Origin of the sequence: Nocardia sp. GTS18, assembly GCF_013839555.1 — a bacterium.
GTDB lineage: Bacteria > Actinomycetota > Actinomycetes > Mycobacteriales > Mycobacteriaceae > Nocardia > Nocardia rosealba.
The window spans coordinates 150,207-169,646 of record NZ_JACBIU010000008.1; the positions used below are offsets into that span (position 1 = coordinate 150,207).

Consider the following 19,440-nt stretch of genomic DNA (forward strand, 5'->3'; position numbering starts at 1 on the left):
TCATGCGCACAGCTCTGGCTCGGATCATCGCCGCGGTAGCGGTGACCTGCTTGTCGACCGTCGGTTGCGCCGACGACTCGTTCCGCGACACCGAACCCGCCGCCGGTGCACCGACCTCGGACTTCTACACCGCCGACGGCGAAACCCTGCCGGGCGCACGGGGTTCGGTGATCCGCACCCGGTCGCTGCCCGATGCCGTACCGGGTGCCCGCACCGAGCTGATCCTCTACCGCTCGATCGACGCGCACGGGGCGACGGTCGCCGTCTCGGGAACGGTATCGGTGCCGCCGGGGACGCCGCCGGTGGGCGGCTGGCCGCTGATCTCCTTCGCGCCGGGCACCAACGGCGTCGCCGACGTGTGCGCGCCCTCGCGGGCCGACGGTGCGTCACCGACGAGGGACGAGCTGGCCCGCTGGGTCGCCGCCGGGTACGCGGTGGCCCGCACCGACTACCAGGGTCTTGGCACACCCGGCGGCCACGGCTACCTCATCGGGGAGACCGAGCAGCGTGCCGTGGCCGACATCGTCGTCGCGGCAAGGGAATTCAACCGCGATATCGGTGCCCGCTGGGTGGCGATGGGCCACTCCCAGGGTGGGCATGCGGCCCTGTTCGCCGCGAGCGCGGCCGGCGGTTGGGCTCCTGCGGTGGATCTGCTCGGTGCCGTGGCGCTCGCACCCGCGTCCCATCTGGCGGAGCAGGTGCGGATGGCGAAGTGGGCGGTGTCGAACCCGCTCGGTTCGGTCGGGACCGGTGGGCTGGCGGTGTATCTGCCGATGCTGGTTCGCGGCGCGCAGACCGTCACCGAGCTCGACCCGGCCCGGTTCCTCACCGAGCGTGCGGTGTCGATGCTGCCTCTCGTAGAGACCGACTGTGCGGCGGCCCTGAGTGAATCGGGCAAATGGGGTGGGCTGTCGGTCAAGGACGTTCTCGAGCGCGATGGTGACCTGTCCGGGCTGCTGCGCGTCCTCGACGACAACGACCCGAGCGGGTTGAGTTTCACCGAACCGGTCCTGGTGTTGCAGGGCCGCGACGATCACACCGTTCCGCTGAAGTCGACCGATGCGATGGTGGCCCAGCAGCAGATGCGCGGTCAATCGGTGGACTACCGCAAGTACGACGGCGTCGACCACAGCGAAATCATCTCCGCGTCGTTCACCGACGCCCTCGGCTGGGTCGATACCCGCTTCGGCATCACCCGTTGACGCGTACGCCCTCGGTTCGACGCGATCTGCGGTGTCACCTGCTGAAGGCGTCGTCGCGCTGTCCCGGCACTGCCGCTGAGTTACGCCCACAGCAGAAGAACCGGGTGTGTCGCGCCGGCAGTCCTTACGCTCGGAGCATGGGCGAGCACAAGGGTTTGCGGGTGATTCCAGGCGGGCGCGAGGAGCGGCGGGCACGCCCCGAACCGCTGTGGCGCGAGGCCCTCGGCGAACGGCTGCGTACCCTGCGCCAAGAGCAGCGCTCGACGCTGGTCGACACCGCGGGCCGCGCGGGCATCTCCCCGCAGTACCTCTCCGAGGTGGAACGCGGCCGCAAGGAACCCTCCAGTGAGATGATCGCCGCCCTGGCCGGTGCACTGGGTACCAGCGTCGGCGACCTCGTCGGCCAGGTGGCGGAAATGATGCGCCGACGCACAGCCGTCGTCGTCGGCGGCGACCGCCGCATCGCCGCCCCCGCTATGCCGCGCACCACGATGACCGCACCCAACGCACTGCTGATGGCGGCCTGACACCAATCCTGATGCGCTCGTCCATCTACCGATGATCGGTGACCGCGCGGTTGTCGGTGGTGCCGTGCATGATCGACGCATGCCGATCACGAACCGTCAGATCGCCGGGCATCCGTTCCTGCGAGAGATGTACGGAGACCCGTACTACCCCGCTGTCGTGCTCGACCGGTGCAAGGCCGTCCTGCTCCGCCTGTGCGAGACCATCGAGTCGGAACGGCCGTCGGATGTGGCGGCCCTGTACGTCCTCACCCAGGGCGCCACAGCGGAGTTCAACGACCTGGAAGTGGAGTTCGAGGCGGCCGGCAGCGAAATCGAGACGGTCGCACGAGAAGTGATCGCCGATGACTTCTGCGCGATCGCATCGGCCTACGGCTTCCCGAATGCGGACTCCGAGGAACTGCTGGCCGGGCGCGACTGGTGACGGCCTACACCTGCTCCCGCTGCGCCGAATCGCACGACGGACCCCCGCTCAGCTACGGCACGTCGGCACCCGCGTACTGGAACGCCGAAGCCGCGGATCAGCCCGGTAGCGTGCTCGGAGAAGAACAATGCGTGATAGCGGGATCGCACTTCTTCGTGCGGGCACGGCTGGTCATTCCGGTGATCGATCTCGGCACCGAATTCGACTGGGGCGTGTGGGTATCCGTCAGCGCGGCCGGCTTCGAGGCGATGTCGGTGCTGTGGGACAAGCCCGAAAGGGTCGAGGAGCCACCGTATTTCGGCTGGTTGTCCACCATTCTGCCCATATACGAACCGACCACCTTGAACCTGAAGACCAAACTCCATTCCCAGCCCATCGGCAACCGCCCACTCGTGGAACTGGAACCCACCGATCACCCCCTGGCCGTCGAGCATCGAACCGGAATCACCTCGGCCCGAGTTCAATGGTTCGCCGAACAAATCCTGCACACCGACAACCCCTTGGACTGAACCGATCATCAGGATGTCGGGACGGGGCGGTCACGATCATCGCGCCGAACGCGTTGCTGACGGGGGCACAACCACGCCGTGTCTTCGCCTGATCGACAGGGCGTTTCGCGTTACCCCGGAACGCCGAGGGTGCGTGCGATCTGCTGGACGCGGTCGTCGTCGAGCTCGACCGGGGCGTAATTGCGGCTGCGGGCGTGGTCACGGAATTGCTGGGACGGGTCCACGCGATAGGCCCGAACGTAGTCCGCCCAGTCGAGATTCCACACCCATTCCCCATCGGTCATGACGCCCAGTGGTAACAGCAGGCGCCCGGTCAATCGATCCGGAACCCTGCTCGCGGCTATCACCAGCACGGTCGCCGATTCCAGGTACCCGGCCAGAAGCTCGGCCTCTGCTTCGGCCAGGCGGTGGGGAACCAGTGCCGTCCGAGTGTCCGGATCGCTGAGCCGTTTAGGCGGAACGAGATAGACGACGCGCTTGACCAGGCTGATCGTGCGTCCGGATCGTCGCGGCGTCGCGAAGACGACCTCGGCCCGGACCCCCTGATCTTCCAATAGCTCTCGGAGCAGCGACATCTCCGCGAGTGTCCCCGCACGCCCGTTCGCCACCAGATCCTCGGCCGCAGCTCTCAGCTCGTGGAGCGGCAACGATTCCCGGCTGCGGATCACCCGCATCATCGCGCCCACCGAGGGATCCGGATCCACAATCCGCAGTCCGCTCGGACCGTTGTCGGCGATGATCGCGGCGCGAACCTCCGCCGAAATACCGTTCCCACTGGCATGCCAGATGTGTTCGCATTCGCTACAAGAGCCTTCGATGGCCCACCCGAACGTTGCAGCGTGAACAGTTTCACTGACTACGCTCAACGCCTCTGCACCACACTGGTCGCAGGGCCCGACCCGCTGAGCAGATTCGTAGACCATCTGTCCCCCGTGAACTAGACCTTCAGGCGCGGCTGCGGATCGGCCGGATACGAACAGTCTCGTCCATCGCGACTCGGGGGACGGAAGCGCGCCCTGCCTGCCGTCCGCCTTGTAGACGACGACCGTTACGGCACCGGCTATGGCATGGAGAAGTCGCCGCGGTGTCTACCGATTTTCGACGACCGCGGCCCACTGGATCGACGTGGTTCGGTTCGAGCTTCGGTGTCCGGGTAGCGGATCGATTCAGCTGGTTCGGACGATGGTCAGTTCGCGGAGCATGTCGACGAGGGCGGTTACCGGCATCTCCGGGTCGATGGCGCGCTGGACGCCGAGGCCGATGCCGAGGGCGAGCATGCGCAGGGCCGCTTCGTCGGCGGGGACGGGGAGGGTGATGCCGAGTTCGGCGGTCTGGATTTCGATCAGGGAGGCCAGGACGGCGGTGAGGGAGCGGCGGCGTTCTGCCAGTTCGGTGCGGATATCGGGGAGGTGGCGGGTGCTGGTGGCGAACTCGACCTCCAGGGCTGTCCAGCCGACGTCGCCGATGTTCTCGTCGGCCCAGCGGGCGAAGCCTTCGATCCGTTCGGCCATGGTGTCGGGTCCGAGAATCGCGGCCGACAGGGATTCGGCCCGCTCCACGTGCACCACATCGAGCACGGCGAGGCCGAGTTCGTGTTTGGTGGCGAAATTCGAGTACACCGCGCCCTTGGAGTAGCCGGCCTCGGCGGCGACCTTCTCCAGGGAGGTGACGTTGTAACCGTCGGCCAGGAACAGGCGTTTGGCGGTCTCGACGAGACTTTCGCGCGTCCGTGCGTGGGACTCTTTGCGCGTCAGCCTGGTCATATGCGGCAGTTTAGCAAAAAGGGGTACCGATGGAATTCGAATACCGTTAGTATCTGGATCATGAGCACTCGACGTGGCCTTGCCATCGGTTGCGGTGGTGTCCTCGGGTTCGCCTGGACCGCTGTGGCCCTCCATGCGGTCGAACGCGCGCTGGACTGGGATGCTCGATCGGCCGACGTGCTGATCGGGACCTCGGCCGGGGCGGAGATCGTGGCCGCCCTCGGTTCCGGCCGCACACCGGCCGATCTCGTGGCAGCCCTCGACGCCGAGCCCGACGCCGACCCGGTACTCGCGGCGCACATCGCCGTAGACCCCGGCAAGTTCCCACCGCTGCCCGGTATCGGCCTGCCGAACCTCGGCCTGATCGGTGCCGGACTCCGCGCGGGCTCGGCCTACAGCGCCCTGGCCGGGCTGCTGCCACGCGGACGCGGTGACGCGAGCTGGCTCCGCTCGTTCGGCCGGGAGCTCGCCGATGCCGACGGCTGGGTGGATCACCCCGCGACCTGGTTGGTGGCTGCCGACGCCGCGACCGGGCAACGGATCGCCTTCGGTGCCAACGGGTTCGAGGCCGATTCGCTGCATCGGCCCGCCGAGGGCGCTCCTGTCGACCTCGGTGACGCGATCGCCGCGTCCTGGGCGATCCCCGGCTGGTTCCCGCCGGTACGGATCAACGGCCGGGACTACGTCGACGGAGGAGCCGTCTCCTCGGTCTCGGCCGACCTGCTGCTCCCACTCGACCTCGACGAAGTGGTGGTGGTCGCCCCGATGACCTCCGCGGGCGGCGTCCCGGCCACCGGCCTCGACCGCATCGAACGTCTCCTGCGCACCCAGATGACCCGCGGCCTCGACCGCGAGGTGAAGCTCTTGCGCGACAACGGCATCCGCGTGATCCGCGTCGAGCCGGGCCCCGCCGAACTGGCCGCGATGGGCCCCAACTTCATGGATTCCCGTCGTCGCCCGGCGACCCTCGCCGCCGCCCGCGCCAATGCCCATGCCCGCGTGCACGAAGCACTGCGCACCGCGAGTCTCGCGCGATGATCGGTAGCTCGCAGATCAGAGCACGCGCTCGGTGCGCGGCAGGCCCCGGCCGCCGGAAGGTGCCCTGTCGTCTGCGGGCGCGGGCTGCGGCCACCGGCGTGCGGCACCTGGCCCATGAGCTCATGCACACGACGAGCACACAGTGACCCGAGATTCTGCGAAGAAGGAGAGCCGGATGACTCAGCACCATGAGGTGATCGTGATCGGGGCGGGGGTGTCCGGGGTCGGCGCCGCCGTCAAGTTGCGGGAGGCGGGGGTCGACGATGTGGTGATCGTCGAGAAGGCCGAGACGTTCGGGGGGACGTGGCGGGCCAATACGTATCCGGGGTGCGCGTGTGATGTGCCGTCGGGGCTGTATTCGTTCTCCTTCGCGCCGAACCCGGAGTGGTCGCGGCTGTTCGCGACCCAGCCGGAGATCCTCGCCTATGTCGACCGGGTGGCACGCGAGCACGGCCTCGCCGAGCGCACCCGTTTCGGGGTGACGATGACCGGAGCCCAGTGGGACGCGGGAGCCGAATTGTGGCGCCTGGACACCACTTCCGGCGAATTCACGGCGCGCTTCGTCGTCTCGGCGGCGGGCCCGTGGAACGAACCGCGCTTCCCCGACATCACCGGCCTGGACGAGTTCGAGGGCGAGGTCTTCCATTCGGCGCGCTGGAATCACGACTACGACCTGCGCGGGAAGCGGGTCGCGGTGATCGGAACGGGTGCGTCGGCGGTGCAGTTCGTGCCGCAGATCCAGCCGGAGGTGGCCGCACTGCACCTGTTCCAGCGCACCGCGCAGTGGGTGCTGCCGAAGCCGGACCATCCGGTGCCGGGCATCGAGAAGCAGGTGATGCGCCGGGTCCCGTTCGCGCACAAAGCTTTACGTGGCATCGAGTACGCGATGATGGAGGGGCTCGGAGTGGCCTTCCGGCATCCGCGTCCGCTCATGCAGGCGGTGCAGGGGATCGGTTCGGCGTATCTGCGTGCGGTGGTGCGTGATCCGGTGCTGCGGGCCAAGCTCACTCCCGACTACCTGCTCGGTTGCAAGCGGATCCTGTTCTCCAACAACTACCTACAGTCGCTCACCAAACCCAATGTCGACGTGCACGCCACCGCCGTCACCGAAATCCGGGGCAACACGGTGATCGGTGCCGACGGCAGTAGCGCCGAGGTGGACGCGATCATCCTCGGCACCGGCTTCCACATCCTGGACTCCCCGCTGGGCGAGATCGTGCGCGACGCCGACGGACGCTCACTGGCCGACCACTGGAAGGGTTCACCGGAGGCCTACCTCGGCACCGTCACCACCGGTTTCCCCAACATGTTCTCCATCCTCGGACCGAGCCTCGGTACCGGACACTCCTCGGCGTTCGCCGTTCTCGAAGCCCAGATCACCTTCCTGGTTTCGGCGGTCACCCGCGCCCGCCGCGAGGGCTGGCCGGTGCTGGACGTGCGCCCGGAGGTGCAGGCCCGGTATGTCGACGAGGTGCAGGCCGCCCTACCTGGGACCGTCTACAACTCCGGTGGCTGCAGTAGCTACTACCTGGATGTGAACGGGCGCAACAGCTTCAGCTGGCCGTGGTCGACCGGGGCACTGAGGAGCCGGGTCAGTTCGTTCGATCCCGCCGATTTCACCGTCACCGAGAGCAAGGTGCTGTCATGAGCTATCCGAAGATCGAACTCGACGGCGCGCTCGTCGCCATCACCGGCGCGGCGCGTGGCATCGGCCTGGCCACCGCGCGCGCCTTCGTGGCGGCGGGTGCGCGGGTGGCGCTCGGCGATCTCGACGAGGCGCTGGTCGTGCAGGCAGCGGCCGAATTCGGTGACCGGGCAATGGGACACGCGCTCGACGTCACCGACAAGGATTCCTACGCGCGGTTTCTCGACGCCGCCGTCGACTGGCACGGTCGCCCGCTCGACGTACTGGTCAACAATGCGGGCGTGATGCCCAACGCGCCGTTCCTCGAACAGTCCGATCGCATCGACCGGCTCACCATGGACGTCAACGTCTTCGGGGTCATCCACGGCATGCGGCTGGCGCTACCGGCCATGGTGGAACGCGGTTACGGCCACGTGGTGAACGTGGCATCGCTGGCGGGCAAGTTCCCGCTCAAGGGGCTGGCGGTGTACAACGCGAGCAAGTTCGCGGTGGTCGGGCTCAGTGCGGCGACCCGGCTCGAGATGGACGGCACCGGGGTGAGTGTGAGCACCGTCCTGCCCTCGGCCGTGCGCACCGAACTCAGCTCCGGCATCGACGTGGGCATTCTGCCGACGGTCGAGCCCGAAGACATCGCCGCCGCCGTGGTCCGCACGGTGAAGACCCGGGCCGCCGAAACATCGGTCCCGTCGTATGTCGGCGTCGCCGCGAACGCCGCCACGCTGCTGCCGGAATCGCTGATCCGGTTGGTGCGCAAGGCCGCTCACGACGACGCCGCGATCAACCGGGTCGACGACGATGTGCGTCGGGTCTACCTCGATCGCATCGAGAAGCAGTAACGCACGGGTCACTCCCGTTCGTGCAGAACCTGGTCGACCAGCCCGTACTCCAAGGCCGTCTCGGCGGTGAACACCCGGTCGCGATCGGTATCGCGACGCAAGGTCTCCGGGCTCTGACCGGTGTGCTTGGACAGGATCGCCTCGATCGCCGCCCGCATGCGCACGATCTCGTCGGCTTGCAGGATCAGATCGGGAATCGTGCCCTGACCGCGAGTCGCGGGCTGGTGCAACACGATTCGGGTGTGCGGGAGCATCGCCCGGTGCCCGGCCTCGCCACCGGCGAGCAGCACCGCACCGACCGCGATGGCCTGGCCGACACAGGTGGTGTGCACGGGTGCCTTGATGAAGCGCATGGTGTCGTACACGGCGAGCATGGCCGACAGATCGCCGCCCTCGCAGTTGATGTAGAGGCTGATCGCCTGGCCCGGGCTGTCGGATTCCAGGTGCAGCAGCTGCGCGATGAGCGCGTTGGCGACGCCCGAGTCGATCGGTGTGCCCAGGTAGACGATGCGTTCGCTGAGCAGATGCGAGTAGATGTCGGTGATACGTTCCCCGCCGCGGTGCTGGGAAACCACATTCGGGATGGTGTAACTGGTCATGGCAGCTCCTAGGCCGTGATGCCGATGCGGCGGCGGTTGGGGACGACCTGGTCGAAGGTCTCCACCACGTGGTCGATGAAGCCGTACTCGAGGGCCTGGGTGGCGGTGAACCAGCGGTCGTGCAGGGAGTCCTCGTAGACGCGGTCGAACGGCTGGCCGGTGTCCTCGGCGATCAGTCCGAGCACGGTGTCGACGGTGTAGCGCAGGTCGTCGGCCTGCACCTCGACCTCCACTGCACTGCCGCCGATGCCCGCCGAACCTTGGTGCATGAGGATGCGGGCGTGCGGCATCGCGTACCGCTTACCCGGCGTCCCCGAGGAAAGCAGGAATTGGCCTGCGCTACAAGCCAATCCGAGTGCGAGCGTGGATACCTCGCACGGCACCAGCCGCATCACGTCGCGGATGGCGAGCATCGACGGCACCGAGCCGCCGGGGGAGTGGATCCACAGCGAGATCCCCGCTTCGGGTGCCTGGGCGGCCAGGGTGAGCATCTGGGTGATGAGCAGGGTGCCGTTGTCGTCGTCGAGCGCACCGTCGAGCACGAGAATCCGCCGCCCGAACAACTGCTCACGCATCCGCCAACTGAACATCGGTGCTTTGTCGTCGTGTGCCATGAGTCAACGGTGCCTCGCGCACACCACAATTCGCCGCCGATGCTGCCCCCAGCAGATCTGCTCACAGCAGCGAACACGGCGACACCGGAGCACGGCGACCGTGCCGTGATGACAGCGATGTGTTTCAGCGGGAGGCGGAGACCCCGAGGTCTCTCGCGCACGCATCCAGGATCTTCCCGAAAACCATCGCGGCGATCGGTGTGGTGAGCCGGGTGATCGTGGCGGCGGCGAACGGGGCCTTCACCTCGCCGACGCTCGTCCAGCGCACCCTGGTTCCGCCCGGTTCCGCCGTGAACGTCATGGTCCCGCCGTCGTGCCGGGACGGCGGAAAGCTGCGTTCGACGAGGTAGTCGAAGGCATGCGGCGGGTCGTATCGGGTGATCCGCTCGGTGAACCGGCCGATCATCCACAGGTGCCGGCGGACCGCGCCGACGCCGTAGGGCGCGTCTGTCCCCGGCCGGACCCAACGATTACGCAGCACCCAGAACGAACGCCCGTAATTCCTGGTGTCGGCGCACCATTCGAAAACCTGCTCGATCGGCGCTGCGATAAAGCGCTCGGCCGCAATGGTTTCCATCCCGCTTCTCCTTCGAAGATCGACATGGAGGAAATCCCCCGACTCGAATACTACGCTCGGTAGTAGTTCTGTCGTGGCGAAATGGGTCGAGCTACGCCGTGCCGGAAACGGCCGATGGCCCCGATCCGGCGAGATCGGGGCCATCGGGTCCGTGGCGCTACTTGGCGTCGAATTCCCGTGCACGCAGCGCGCGTTCGATGCCGGCGCGACCCTCCGAGACCAGGCGGTGCAGGGCGGGCGGGTGGTCACCGGCGAGGAATTCGTCGGCCTCGGCCATCGCTTCCTCGGTGATCGCCCAGTGCGGGTACAGGCCGACGACGACGGTCTGGGCCACCTCGCTCGAGCGGCGTTCCCAGACGGCGGGAACCTCGGCGAAGTAGCGGTCGACATACGGGGTGAGCAGCTCACCCTGGCCCGCGGGGGCGAAGCCGCCGACGATGGCGCGGGCGGTGATGTTGGGGACCGTGTCGTCGCCCATCACCGTGTTCCAGGCCTGTTCCTTCACCGCCGCCAGCGGGCGGGCCGCGCGGGCGGCGGCGGCCTGGCGCTTGCCCGCCGCTGTCGGGTCACGGTCCAGCTCGGCGTCGATCACCGGGGACTCGAGCCCGTCGGCGTCGATGCGTCCCGCGGCGGCCAGTGCGGTGACGACGCGCCAGCGCAGGTCGGTGTCGACCGTGAGCCCGCCCAGCCCGACCTCCGCCGGATCGCTGTCGAGCAGCTGGGCGAGCACATCGGTGTGCCGGGTGTCGAGCTTGGCGCCGGTGAGCGCGTTGACGAACGCCAGCTGATGATCCGAACCCGCCTCGGCGCCGCGAGCCAGTTCCAGCAGCCGATCGGCGAAACCGGGCCAGCCCTCCTGCTCGGCCCAACCGGGCTCCGCGTAGCTCGAGATGGCGGTCGCGGCCTGCATGAGCAACCGCTGCACCACCCCGATCTCGGACTCGGCGCCGATCCCGCGCTGCACGAGCGCGACGAAATCGCGGGCCTTCATCTCGGCCTGCCGGGTCATCTCCCAGGCCGCCGACCAGGCCAGCGTGCGCGGCAGCGATTCGGCGATGTCACCGACGCGGTCCACGACCACCGCGAGCGAATCGGGATCCAGGCGCAGCGAGCAGTAGGTGAGGTCGTCGTCGTTGACCAGTACCAGAGCCCCACGCGGCACCCCGACCAGCTCCGGCACCTCGGTCCGCGCGGCGGCGTCGAGGTCGAGCTCGATGCGCTTGGCACGCACCAGCTTTCCGTCGACATCGTCGTAGACACCGATCGCGATCCGGTGCACGCGGTACTCGCCCGCACCCGGTGCGGCGCCCTCCTGCACGACAGCGAAACTCGAGAAGGTGCCGTCGGCCGCGACGGTGAAATCGGGCCGCAGGATGTTGAGGCCCGTGGTCTTGAGCCACTGCGCACCCCAGTCCGACAGGTCACGCCCCGACGCCTTCTCCAGCGCGGACAGCAGATCGTCGAAAGTGGCGTTGCCATAGGCATGCTCGGCGAAGTAGTCGCGCAGACCGGCCAGGAACGGCTGCAACCCGACATAGGCGACCAGCTGCTTGAGCACCGAGGCGCCCTTGGCGTAGGTGATGCCGTCGAAGTTCACCTCCACCGCGTGCAGGTCGGGGATGTCGGCCGCGATCGGGTGGGTCGAGGGCAGCTGGTCCTGGCGGTAGGCCCAGGACTTCTCCACATTCGCGAAAGTGGTCCAGGCACTGGTGTATTCGGTCGCCTCGGCCTGGCACAGCACCGACGCGAACGTCGCGAACGACTCGTTGAGCCACAGGTCGTCCCACCACTTCATGGTGACCAGGTCGCCGAACCACATGTGCGCCATCTCGTGCAGCACCGTCTCCGCGCGGCGCTCGTACGACGCGCGGGTCACCTTGGACCGGAACACATAGTCCTCGAGGAACGTGACCGCGCCCGCGTTCTCCATCGCGCCCGCGTTGAACTCCGGCACGAACAGCTGGTCGTACTTGCCGAAGGCATACGGCACACCGAAGTTCTTGTGGTAGAAGTCGAAACCCTGCTTGGTCTCGGTGAACAGCCGCTCGTGGTCCATGTGCTCGGCCAGCGAGGCCCGGCAGAACAGGCCGAGGGGGATCTCGCCGTGGCTGTCGGAATAGGTGTCGGTCCACGTGGCGTAGGGACCGGCGATCATGGCGACCAGGTAGGTGCTCATCCGCGGCGTGGTCGCGAACGTGTGGCGCACGACGGCACCGACCTTGTGCTGGTCGATATCGGCGCCGTTGGACACGACAACCCAGTCGCTCGGCGCCGTCGCGACCACATCGAAGGTGGCCTTGAGATCGGGCTGGTCGAAGCAGGCGAACATCCGCTTGGCGTCGGCGGTCTCGAACTGCGAGTACAGGTAGACCTTGCCGTCGGCCGGGTCGACGAAGCGGTGCAGGCCCTCACCGGTGTGCGAGTACTCGCAGTCGGCCACCACCACGAGCTCGTTGTTCTCGGCCAGGTCCGACAGGGCGATACCGGTCTCCTCGGCGTAGGAACTCACATCGAGCTCCCGACCGTTGAGCACCGCCGAGCGCACCCGCGCCGCGACCAGATCGATGAAAGTGCTCGCCCCGGGCTTCGCGGTGAAGGTGACGGTCGTCGTCGAACCGAAGGTGTCCGACACCGCCGAATCCGCCCCGCGCGGCTGGTCGGTGAGGTCGAGCTCGATCCGGTAGTTGTCCACGGCCACCACGGCCGCGCGTTCGACCGCCTGGTCGCGGGTGAGATTCGGGGCAGACATTGATCTCCTTCGTCGTCGACGAACACGGCACGCCTCGCGCGCTCCGGCCTCGGCCGCGCGCACATCAGCGTCCACAATGCCACTTGCCGCCGACACCCGCTCACGGGTTTCGGCCCCCTCGGTACAGTGCCTACGGAAAAGTTCGCACCTACCAGGAGGCTCGACGTTGAAGCATGTGCACGCCGGGAAAGTCCGTGACCTCTACGAGGACGGCGATACCCTGCTGCTCGTCGCGTCGGACCGCGTCTCGGTCTACGACGTGGTGCTGCCCACGCCGATCCCCGGCAAGGGTGCGCTGCTGACCCAGCTGTCGAACTGGTGGTTCGAGTACTTCACCGACATTCCCAACCATGTGGTGTCGGCCACCGACGTGCCCGCCGAGTTCGCCGGGCGCGGTATCCGGGTGAAGCCGCTGAAGATGCTGCAGGTCGAGTGCATCGCGCGCGGGTACCTGACCGGGTCGGGACTCAAGGAGTACCAGCAGTCGGGCACCGTCTCCGGTATCGCGCTGCCCCCGGGGCTGCGCGACGGCGACAAACTGCCCGAGCCCATCTTCACCCCCTCGACCAAGGCCGCCGAAGGCCACGACGAGGCGATCAGCTTCGCCGACGTGGTGAACCAGGAAGGCCGTGAGGTCGCCGAGAAACTGCGGGACCTCACCCTCGAGATCTACACGCGCGGTGCCGAGCACGCGGCGAAGGCGGGCGTGATCGTCGCCGACACGAAGGTCGAATTCGGCTGGGACGGTGAGGTTCTCACCCTCGGTGACGAGGTGCTCACCTCCGACTCCTCGCGCTTCTGGCCCGCCGACGAATGGGAGCCCGGTCGTCCCCAGCGCTCCTTCGACAAGCAGTTCGTTCGCGACTGGTCCACCTCTACCGGCTGGAACAAGGAATACCCCGGCCCGGAGATCCCCGCCGACGTGGTCGAGGCGACCCGGCGCAAGTACGAAGAAGCCTACGAGCGCATTACCGGTGAGAGCTGGACGGGTACCCGGGGATAGTCGTCGCCGCGCCCGTCAGTGCACGGGTGCGGCAACCCCTTTCACCGCGCAGATGTGGTCCATCTGCTCGTTTCCCCATTCGCCGAGGGTCACCAGCGCGGCGTTGAGCGACACCCCGCGCTCGGTGAGGGAGTACTCCACCTTCGGTGGGACCTGCGGGTAGATCTCACGGCTGATGATGCCGTCGTGCTCCAGTTCGCGGAGCTGCTGGATCAGCATCTTCTCGGTGACACCGGGGACGAGGCGTTTCAGGTCGCCGAAGCGCTGGGTGCCGGTGGACAGGGCCCACAGGATCAGGGCCTTCCACTTGCCGCCCACCACGTCGAGGGCGGCATCGATGCCGCACGAATACGGATGCTGTCGCTGCTTCATCTTCGCCTTACTTACTTTTTTGTAGGTATTGCACTTCACAGTCGGTACTTGTGAAGTTTAGCGCAACGGGCGAATCTGGGAGTGCATCGCCGAGCGACGGCGACAACCTTTCGGACTAGGGGAGCAATGAGCAACTCGACTGCGGTACAGCGCGTTTCGGTGATCGGTCTCGGCGCGATGGGTGCCGCGCTCGCGAAGGCGCTGCTGGCGGGTGGACACGAGGTGACGGTGTGGAACCGCACCGCCGCGCGGGCCGAACCGCTGGTTGCCGAAGGCGCGACGGTGGCGACCACCTCGGCCGAGGCGATGGCGGCCGGGGACATGGTGATCCTGTGCGTCCTCGACGACGCGGCGGTGCGCGAGCACGTGGAGCCCGCCGCCGAGCAGCTGCGCGGCCGCGTGGTGGTGAATCTGACGACCACCACCCCGGAACAGGGGCGCTCGCTCGGCCGCTGGGCCGAGGCGAACGGCGTGGAGCTCGTCGACGGCGGCATCATGGCGGTGCCGTCGATGATCGGCGGGCCCGCGGCCTTCCTGCTCTACAGCGGTATCACCGCCGCGTTCGACCGGTTCCGGCACGTTCTGGATCTGTTCGGCCGCGCCGAATGGGTCGGTACGGACTACGGTGCCGCAGCCATGTACGACCTGGCGATTCTCGGCGGCATGTACTCGATGTTCGCCGGCTTCCAGCAGGGCGGGAAGATGGTGCGCACCACCGGTGGTTCGGCTGCTCACCTGGCCACCCTGATGGGCCCGTTCCTGCAGGCGATGGCCGGGATGTTCGCGCAGTACGCACCCGGCATCGACGACCCGGCAACCTATGTTCCCGAACAGAGCGCCGAATTCACCGCGGGCGCGCTCACCACCATCAACACCGCCGCGGACGAGGCGGGTACGCCCTCCGAGTTGCTTCAGGTGCTGCTGAAGACGGTGCCCGGCATCTGAGCCCGAGTACGCGGTCCGATCGTGCGAAAGTTCCGCGATCGGACCGCGCTGTGTGCCCGGCAACCGGGCCGGGGTCAGGCGTTCACCAACTCGGCTGCGAGGAGTTCGTCGACCAAGCCCTCGGCCCGCGCGTCGAACGCGGCGTAATGCGCGGCTCGTGCGTCACCCGCGATGGCCTCGCCGATCACCAGATTGCCTTCGGCGTCGATGGTTTGGGGCTGGTCCTCGGCGTCGGGCAGCAGGCCGACGCGGGAGTCCGCGAAGCCGCTGTAGTACGCCAACCCCTCGTTGAGCTGGGCCTCGAGTAGCTGCTGCATGCCGGGAACGATCGCGTCGCCCGCGGTGGCGCCCGCCAAACCCAGCCACAGGATGCGCTTGCCCGCCAGTTTCGGCTTGCTGCGGCCGTAGGCGAAACCGTAGTTCCAGACGCTGTCGATCCAGCCCTTGAGCATGGCGGGAACGCTCTGCCAGTACACCGGGAACACGACGACGATCACGTCGGCGGCCTGGACCCGGCGCATGTGCGCCTCGGTGGTCGCCGAGTACACCTTGTCGCGATTGCCCCATTCGGGCTGGTCGGCCACGGTCATCCGGGGGTCGAAGTTCTCGCGGTGCAGGTCGAGGAAGTCGATCGCGTACCCGGCGGCGATGAGCCGGGCGACCGCGCGGTCGGCGACATGAGCCGACAGGGAATCGGCGCGGTGATGCGACAGGACCACCAGGGCCCGCCGGTCGACCGCCGATTCTCCTGCGTTCCCGGGGTGAGCGAGGCCGGTGGACGCGGGAGGCGTTGCGGTGCGCGCGGATTCGGGTGTAGCGGAGGGCTGCGACATGGTGACTCCCTGGTCATCGGTGGTGCGGGCTGTTTGCCCTGTGCTTCGAGTCAACCGTGAATCGCGTGGACGATCTATGGGTGATCATCTCCAGTCGATAGGAATTCGTCTACGCTGGTGGCGTGGATCCGTTGAGTTCGCTGTTGAGCGGCATTCGTGCCGAAGGATCGGTCGTCACGCACGCCGTGCTGCGGTCGCCGTGGACCATCCGTTTCGCCGACCGTGCGCCCCTGGTCATGGTCACCGTCCTGCGTGGTGGCGGCACTCTCGTGCTCGCCGACGGGTCCTCGACCCGGCTGGTGGCCGGAGACACCGCCGTCGTCCAAGCCTGCGAACCGTTCCACCTGGCCGATACCCGCGCCACGCTCGACCGCCCGCACATGGGCTACGAGCTGTCGTGTTTCGTGCCCCGCGGTTTCGGCCCGGCCGATCTCGCCTGTGCCACACCGGAACTCGTCGAGACGGCGACCGGCGCGCCCGAGGAGACATCGCTCGTCGTCGGCGCCTATCGGGCGTCCGGGCGACGGCACGAACGACTGCTGCGAGCGCTGCCGCCGGTGATGGTCGTCAGCGACGACCCGGAGGTCTGCGCGTGGCTGGAACAGTCCGCCGCCGACGCGGTCCGGCTCAGCGCGGGCTCACAGGCGCTGATGGACCGGCTCCTGGACTGGGCGCTGGTGTGCACGCTGCGCACCTGGCTTGCGGCGCAGCAACATTGCGCGCCCGCCTGGTATCGCGGTATGGCCGACCCGGTCGTCGGGCCCGCGCTCGAGGCCATCCACAACGATCCGTTCCGGCGCTGGACAGTGGCCGATCTGGCGGCCGAGGCGGCGGTGTCGCGGGCCCTGTTCGCGCGCCGGTTCAGTGAGGTGATGGGCGAGACGCCGCTGGCCTATCTCACCGAATGGCGGATGGCCGAGGCCGAGGAACTGCTCGCCGACCCGAATCGCAGCGTCGCCCAGGTGGCGACCACCGTCGGTTACTCCGATGCGTTCGGGTTCAGTGCCGCCTTCAAACGCCTTCGCGGACAGAGCCCTTCGGAATTCCGCTCCACGCTGCGACAGCCCGCCCTGGCGAGGGCGTGAGTCACGGCGTCGGGGCGGTACCCGCGAGGTGCTCGGCCAGGCGCTGCAACAGCGGACGCTGGCCCTTGACCAGCTTGGGCTCGGCGGTCGCCGGGGCGAACCAGCCCACCCGGTCGATCTCGGGGAACTCGCCGAGACGGCCCGAGCGCGGCGGCCACTCCATGGTGAAGGTGCCCGGGACGATCGCGTCCGGATCGAGATCGCCCTCCACTGCCCACACCGTGACCGTCTTACGGCGCGATCCGCTGCCGTACTGCACGTCACCGAGCGCGATCCACGGGCCGTCCGGCACCGGCAACCCGAGTTCCTCGGTGAACTCGCGTGCGGCGGCCACCTCCGCCGATTCGACCCCGATCTCGTACTCGCCCTTGGGAATCGACCACGCCGACTCGTCCTTCTTCGCGAACAACGGTCCGCCCATGTGCCCGATCAACACCTCGATCCCGGCCTCGCCACGCCGGAACACCAGTACACCCGCGCTGTAGACATTCACGCCGTCGAGTCTGCCAGCCACCTTCGACCCTGCCGCCGACGCGGCACGCTCACAATTCGGTGTTCGGATCCGCCAGCTGCTCGGGGTCGACCGGTTCGCCCGAGATCACCAGGTCCTTGATGCGATCGGTGACATCCCAGACATTGACGTTCATGCCCGCACGCACGCGGTTGTCCCGGTCCAGCCAGAAGGCGACGAATTCCGGTTTCGCCACATCGCCGCGAAGGACCACCCGCACGTCGTCGTCGCGACCGACATAGCCGGTGTACTCCATCCCGAGGTTGTACTGGTCGGTGAAGAAATAGGGGAGACGGTCGTAGGTGGCGGGCTTGCCGAGCATCGTCAGCGCGGCCACGGCCGGCTGATTCAGGGCATTGGCCCAGTGCTCCACGCGTACCCGCTTGCCCAGCAGCGGATGCAACTCCTCGGCGATGTCGCCGACCGCCACCACATCCGGGTCGCTGGTGCGCAGGGACTCGTCGACCAGGATGCCGGTGCCGGTGGCCAGCCCGGCGGCTTCGGCGAGCTCGATATTCGGCTGCGCGCCCACCGCGACCAGCACCGCGTCGGCGGGCACCACCTGGCCGTCGTCGAGCTGCACGCCCGTGGCCATGCCGTCCTCGGTGAGGATCATGTCGACGACGACACCGGTACGCAGGTCGACACCGTTGCCGCGATGCAATTCGGCGAACACGGTGCCCATCTGCGGACCGAGCACCGACACCAGCGGCAGCTCCGCCGCCTCGAGCACCGTCACCTCCACCTGCCTGGCCCGCGCCTGCGCGGCGACCTCGAGCCCGATCCAGCCGGCGCCGACGATCACCAGCCGATGCTTCGAACGCAACACCTCGAGCAGCCGATCGGAGTCACCGATGGTGCGCAGGGTGTACACATTGCTCGCCTCGGCGCCGGGAACGTCGAGTGTGCGCGGCCGCGACCCGGTGGCCAGCGCGAGCTTGTCATAGGACAGGGTCGAACCGTCCGGCAACGACACCGTCCTCGCGGCCGGATCGAACGCCTCGACCGTGGTACCCAAGCGCAGGTCGATGTGGTGATCGCGGTACCAGGCCGGCGAATCCACCGTGAAATCCGGCAGCTGCTGATCACCGGCCAAATGCTGTTTCGACAGCGGCGGGCGCTCGTACGGTAGATCGTCCTCGGCCGCCAGCAACGTCACCTGGCCGTCGAAATCGTTGGCGCGCAAGGCTTCGGCCAGTTTGGCGCCGGCCAGCCCACCACCGACGATCACGAAATGCTGATTCGAGCTCATACACGGACTCCTTCTCACGGACGTTCCGGTTTCCCTCACCGTCGAGCCTAGCCGCGGCCGGCGATCAGGGGAACGAATCAAGCACCGGCACGGTTGCACCAACCAGCGGGCCGCCCTGCCCGCCCCAGCTGACCCGAGAGGAAGACCCGTGAGCGATCAGGCCACCAAGGATCTCGCCGAATTCTGGTTCGACCCGCTGTGCCCGTGGTGCTGGATCACCTCGCGCTGGATCCTGGAAGTCCAGCAGGTACGCGACATCGAGGTCCGTTTCCACGTGATGAGCCTGGCCGTGCTCAACGAAGGCAGGGACCTGCCGCCGCAGTACGTCGAACTGATGGCCGCGGGCTGGGGCCCGGTGCGCGTCGCCATCGCCGCCGCCCAGAAGCACGGCGAGGAGATCCTGGCCCCGCTCTACACCGCCCTCGGCACCCGCATCCACGACCGCAAGGCCGAGTTCGAACGCGCCACCACGCAGGAAACCCTGACCGCCGTGATCGCCGACGCCCTCGCCGAACTCGACCTGCCCGCCGAACTGGCCGAGGCCGCCGACAGCACCGACTACGACGAGGCGCTGCGGGTCAGCCACCACGCGGGCATGGACAAGGTCGGACCCGATGTGGGCACGCCGACCATCCACGTCAACGGGGTCGCGTTCTTCGGCCCGGTGCTCTCGCGCATCCCGCGCGGCGAGGACGCCGGCCGGGTGTGGGACGGCGTCGTCGCCCTCGCCTCCTACCCGCACTTCTTCGAACTCAAGCGCACCCGCACCGAAGAGGCTGTGTTTGATTAGCGGCTGGCGCCGCGGGATTTTCGGCCCGGAAGGCCTCGAATCCGAGGGGCGATACTTCGGCTTCGCCGTTACGTCTCGCCCCTCGGATTCGAGGCGGCCGAAAATCCGTGGTTGTTGCGTTGGGGCTCAGAGCGGTTTCGGGGGTGGTGGCGGGGGAGCCGTCTGGAGG

Annotated in this window: 21 protein-coding genes; 11 read left to right on the forward strand and 10 right to left on the reverse strand. The window is 67.8% G+C overall.

Translation table 11 applies throughout. The features are described from left to right. Positions 1–2 precede the first annotated feature (2 nt). The 4 genes from HYG95_RS11160 (at position 3) to HYG95_RS11175 (ending at position 2,659) form a co-directional block, all read left to right on the forward strand. A complete protein-coding gene (locus HYG95_RS11160) occupies positions 3–1,202 on the forward strand; it encodes a lipase family protein (protein ID WP_181697899.1) in 1,200 nt (399 codons plus the stop codon). A 137-nt stretch (positions 1,203–1,339) separates the two neighbouring features. Beyond that, the gene (locus HYG95_RS11165) at positions 1,340–1,729 is read left to right on the forward strand and encodes a helix-turn-helix domain-containing protein (RefSeq protein ID WP_181697900.1); all 390 of its coding nucleotides are present in this window, start codon (positions 1,340–1,342) and stop codon (positions 1,727–1,729) included. Between the two features lie 79 nt (positions 1,730–1,808). Next, positions 1,809–2,150: a DUF5713 family protein gene (locus tag HYG95_RS11170; RefSeq protein WP_181697901.1), complete on the forward strand. Its 342-nt coding sequence runs from the start codon at positions 1,809–1,811 to the stop codon at positions 2,148–2,150. Continuing rightward, positions 2,147–2,659, forward strand: a complete 513-nt coding sequence (locus tag HYG95_RS11175; protein ID WP_181697902.1) for a DUF2199 domain-containing protein — start codon at positions 2,147–2,149, stop codon at positions 2,657–2,659. Before HYG95_RS11170 ends, HYG95_RS11175 begins: the two co-directional genes overlap by 4 nt. 110 nt (positions 2,660–2,769) lie before the next feature. On the opposite strand, the gene HYG95_RS11180 is transcribed toward HYG95_RS11175, so the two are convergent. Beyond that, positions 2,770–3,582 (reverse strand): hypothetical protein, encoded by an 813-nt coding sequence (locus HYG95_RS11180; protein ID WP_181697903.1) that lies wholly within the window; start codon positions 3,580–3,582, stop codon positions 2,770–2,772. A 243-nt stretch (positions 3,583–3,825) separates the two neighbouring features. Further along, the gene (locus tag HYG95_RS11185; RefSeq protein ID WP_181697904.1) at positions 3,826–4,422 is read right to left on the reverse strand and encodes a TetR/AcrR family transcriptional regulator; all 597 of its coding nucleotides are present in this window, start codon (positions 4,420–4,422) and stop codon (positions 3,826–3,828) included. Positions 4,423–4,482: 60 nt separating this feature from the next. On the opposite strand from HYG95_RS11185, the gene HYG95_RS11190 reads away from it, so the two are divergent. The 3 genes from HYG95_RS11190 to HYG95_RS11200 all read left to right on the forward strand — a co-directional run bounded on the left by HYG95_RS11190 (position 4,483) and on the right by HYG95_RS11200 (position 7,941). Further along, positions 4,483–5,460, forward strand: coding sequence for a patatin-like phospholipase family protein (locus tag HYG95_RS11190; protein ID WP_181697905.1), 978 nt, complete (start codon positions 4,483–4,485; stop codon positions 5,458–5,460). A gap of 175 nt (positions 5,461–5,635) precedes the next feature. Next, positions 5,636–7,108 carry an NAD(P)/FAD-dependent oxidoreductase gene (locus HYG95_RS11195; RefSeq protein ID WP_181697906.1) on the forward strand — a complete coding sequence of 491 codons (1,473 nt, stop codon included), beginning with the start codon at positions 5,636–5,638 and terminating at the stop codon, positions 7,106–7,108. Beyond that, complete coding sequence (locus HYG95_RS11200) at positions 7,105–7,941, forward strand: SDR family oxidoreductase (RefSeq protein ID WP_181697907.1); 837 nt, start codon at positions 7,105–7,107, stop codon at positions 7,939–7,941. The genes HYG95_RS11195 and HYG95_RS11200 overlap by 4 nt, the downstream gene beginning before the upstream one ends. A gap of 8 nt (positions 7,942–7,949) precedes the next feature. Here HYG95_RS11200 and HYG95_RS11205 read toward each other — a convergent pair whose 3' ends face one another. The 4 genes from HYG95_RS11205 to pepN form a co-directional block, all read right to left on the reverse strand. After that, positions 7,950–8,540, reverse strand: a complete 591-nt coding sequence (locus HYG95_RS11205) for a ClpP family protease (protein ID WP_181697908.1) — start codon at positions 8,538–8,540, stop codon at positions 7,950–7,952. A gap of 8 nt (positions 8,541–8,548) precedes the next feature. Then, positions 8,549–9,154 carry a ClpP family protease gene (locus HYG95_RS11210; protein ID WP_181697909.1) on the reverse strand — a complete coding sequence of 202 codons (606 nt, stop codon included), beginning with the start codon at positions 9,152–9,154 and terminating at the stop codon, positions 8,549–8,551. 124 nt (positions 9,155–9,278) lie between these two features. After that, entirely contained in the window at positions 9,279–9,731 is a 453-nt protein-coding gene (locus HYG95_RS11215) for an SRPBCC family protein (RefSeq protein WP_181697910.1), read from the reverse strand. 157 nt (positions 9,732–9,888) lie between these two features. Further along, entirely contained in the window at positions 9,889–12,480 is a 2,592-nt protein-coding gene (pepN, locus tag HYG95_RS11220) for an aminopeptidase N (RefSeq protein ID WP_181697911.1), read from the reverse strand. A gap of 166 nt (positions 12,481–12,646) precedes the next feature. Here pepN and HYG95_RS11225 point away from each other — a divergent pair, with 166 nt between their 5' ends. Further along, on the forward strand, positions 12,647–13,483 hold the full coding sequence (locus HYG95_RS11225; protein ID WP_181697912.1) for a phosphoribosylaminoimidazolesuccinocarboxamide synthase: 837 nt from the start codon (positions 12,647–12,649) through the stop codon (positions 13,481–13,483). A 15-nt stretch (positions 13,484–13,498) separates the two neighbouring features. Here HYG95_RS11225 and HYG95_RS11230 read toward each other — a convergent pair whose 3' ends face one another. Continuing rightward, positions 13,499–13,855, reverse strand: a complete 357-nt coding sequence (locus HYG95_RS11230; protein ID WP_181697913.1) for a helix-turn-helix domain-containing protein — start codon at positions 13,853–13,855, stop codon at positions 13,499–13,501. A 126-nt stretch (positions 13,856–13,981) separates the two neighbouring features. Between HYG95_RS11230 and HYG95_RS11235 the strand changes: the two genes are divergently transcribed. Next, positions 13,982–14,800 carry an NAD(P)-binding domain-containing protein gene (locus HYG95_RS11235; RefSeq protein ID WP_181697914.1) on the forward strand — a complete coding sequence of 273 codons (819 nt, stop codon included), beginning with the start codon at positions 13,982–13,984 and terminating at the stop codon, positions 14,798–14,800. Positions 14,801–14,874: 74 nt separating this feature from the next. Here HYG95_RS11235 and HYG95_RS11240 read toward each other — a convergent pair whose 3' ends face one another. Beyond that, positions 14,875–15,633 (reverse strand): NAD(P)H oxidoreductase, encoded by a 759-nt coding sequence (locus HYG95_RS11240; protein WP_181697915.1) that lies wholly within the window; start codon positions 15,631–15,633, stop codon positions 14,875–14,877. 122 nt (positions 15,634–15,755) lie between these two features. Here HYG95_RS11240 and HYG95_RS11245 point away from each other — a divergent pair, with 122 nt between their 5' ends. After that, complete coding sequence (locus HYG95_RS11245) at positions 15,756–16,718, forward strand: AraC family transcriptional regulator (protein WP_181697916.1); 963 nt, start codon at positions 15,756–15,758, stop codon at positions 16,716–16,718. 1 nt (position 16,719) lies between these two features. On the opposite strand, the gene HYG95_RS11250 is transcribed toward HYG95_RS11245, so the two are convergent. Together HYG95_RS11250 and HYG95_RS11255 are read right to left on the reverse strand one after the other, a co-directional pair. Continuing rightward, positions 16,720–17,232 carry an NUDIX domain-containing protein gene (locus tag HYG95_RS11250; RefSeq protein WP_370465755.1) on the reverse strand — a complete coding sequence of 171 codons (513 nt, stop codon included), beginning with the start codon at positions 17,230–17,232 and terminating at the stop codon, positions 16,720–16,722. A gap of 28 nt (positions 17,233–17,260) precedes the next feature. Continuing rightward, positions 17,261–18,481 carry an NAD(P)/FAD-dependent oxidoreductase gene (locus HYG95_RS11255; protein WP_181697917.1) on the reverse strand — a complete coding sequence of 407 codons (1,221 nt, stop codon included), beginning with the start codon at positions 18,479–18,481 and terminating at the stop codon, positions 17,261–17,263. Positions 18,482–18,629: 148 nt separating this feature from the next. Here HYG95_RS11255 and HYG95_RS11260 point away from each other — a divergent pair, with 148 nt between their 5' ends. Then, positions 18,630–19,271: a DsbA family protein gene (locus tag HYG95_RS11260; RefSeq protein WP_181697918.1), complete on the forward strand. Its 642-nt coding sequence runs from the start codon at positions 18,630–18,632 to the stop codon at positions 19,269–19,271. Positions 19,272–19,440: the final 169 nt, after the last annotated feature.

What these genes read in the sequence shown, in the direction of transcription:
- HYG95_RS11240 (WP_181697915.1), bottom strand. Translation starts at nt 15,633, where the DNA reads ATGTCGCAGCCCTCCGCTACACCCGAATCCGCGCGCACCGCAACGCCT.
- HYG95_RS11205 (WP_181697908.1), bottom strand. Translation starts at nt 8,540, where the DNA reads ATGACCAGTTACACCATCCCGAATGTGGTTTCCCAGCACCGCGGCGGG.
- pepN (WP_181697911.1), bottom strand. Translation starts at nt 12,480, where the DNA reads ATGTCTGCCCCGAATCTCACCCGCGACCAGGCGGTCGAACGCGCGGCC.
- HYG95_RS11235 (WP_181697914.1), top strand. Translation starts at nt 13,982, where the DNA reads ATGAGCAACTCGACTGCGGTACAGCGCGTTTCGGTGATCGGTCTCGGC.
- HYG95_RS11215 (WP_181697910.1), bottom strand. Translation starts at nt 9,731, where the DNA reads ATGGAAACCATTGCGGCCGAGCGCTTTATCGCAGCGCCGATCGAGCAG.
- HYG95_RS11160 (WP_181697899.1), top strand. Translation starts at nt 3, where the DNA reads ATGCGCACAGCTCTGGCTCGGATCATCGCCGCGGTAGCGGTGACCTGC.
- HYG95_RS11195 (WP_181697906.1), top strand. Translation starts at nt 5,636, where the DNA reads ATGACTCAGCACCATGAGGTGATCGTGATCGGGGCGGGGGTGTCCGGG.
- HYG95_RS11170 (WP_181697901.1), top strand. Translation starts at nt 1,809, where the DNA reads ATGCCGATCACGAACCGTCAGATCGCCGGGCATCCGTTCCTGCGAGAG.
- HYG95_RS11230 (WP_181697913.1), bottom strand. Translation starts at nt 13,855, where the DNA reads ATGAAGCAGCGACAGCATCCGTATTCGTGCGGCATCGATGCCGCCCTC.
- HYG95_RS11210 (WP_181697909.1), bottom strand. Translation starts at nt 9,154, where the DNA reads ATGGCACACGACGACAAAGCACCGATGTTCAGTTGGCGGATGCGTGAG.
- HYG95_RS11165 (WP_181697900.1), top strand. Translation starts at nt 1,340, where the DNA reads ATGGGCGAGCACAAGGGTTTGCGGGTGATTCCAGGCGGGCGCGAGGAG.
- HYG95_RS11185 (WP_181697904.1), bottom strand. Translation starts at nt 4,422, where the DNA reads ATGACCAGGCTGACGCGCAAAGAGTCCCACGCACGGACGCGCGAAAGT.
- HYG95_RS11180 (WP_181697903.1), bottom strand. Translation starts at nt 3,582, where the DNA reads ATGGTCTACGAATCTGCTCAGCGGGTCGGGCCCTGCGACCAGTGTGGT.
- HYG95_RS11255 (WP_181697917.1), bottom strand. Translation starts at nt 18,481, where the DNA reads ATGAGCTCGAATCAGCATTTCGTGATCGTCGGTGGTGGGCTGGCCGGC.
- HYG95_RS11200 (WP_181697907.1), top strand. Translation starts at nt 7,105, where the DNA reads ATGAGCTATCCGAAGATCGAACTCGACGGCGCGCTCGTCGCCATCACC.
- HYG95_RS11190 (WP_181697905.1), top strand. Translation starts at nt 4,483, where the DNA reads ATGAGCACTCGACGTGGCCTTGCCATCGGTTGCGGTGGTGTCCTCGGG.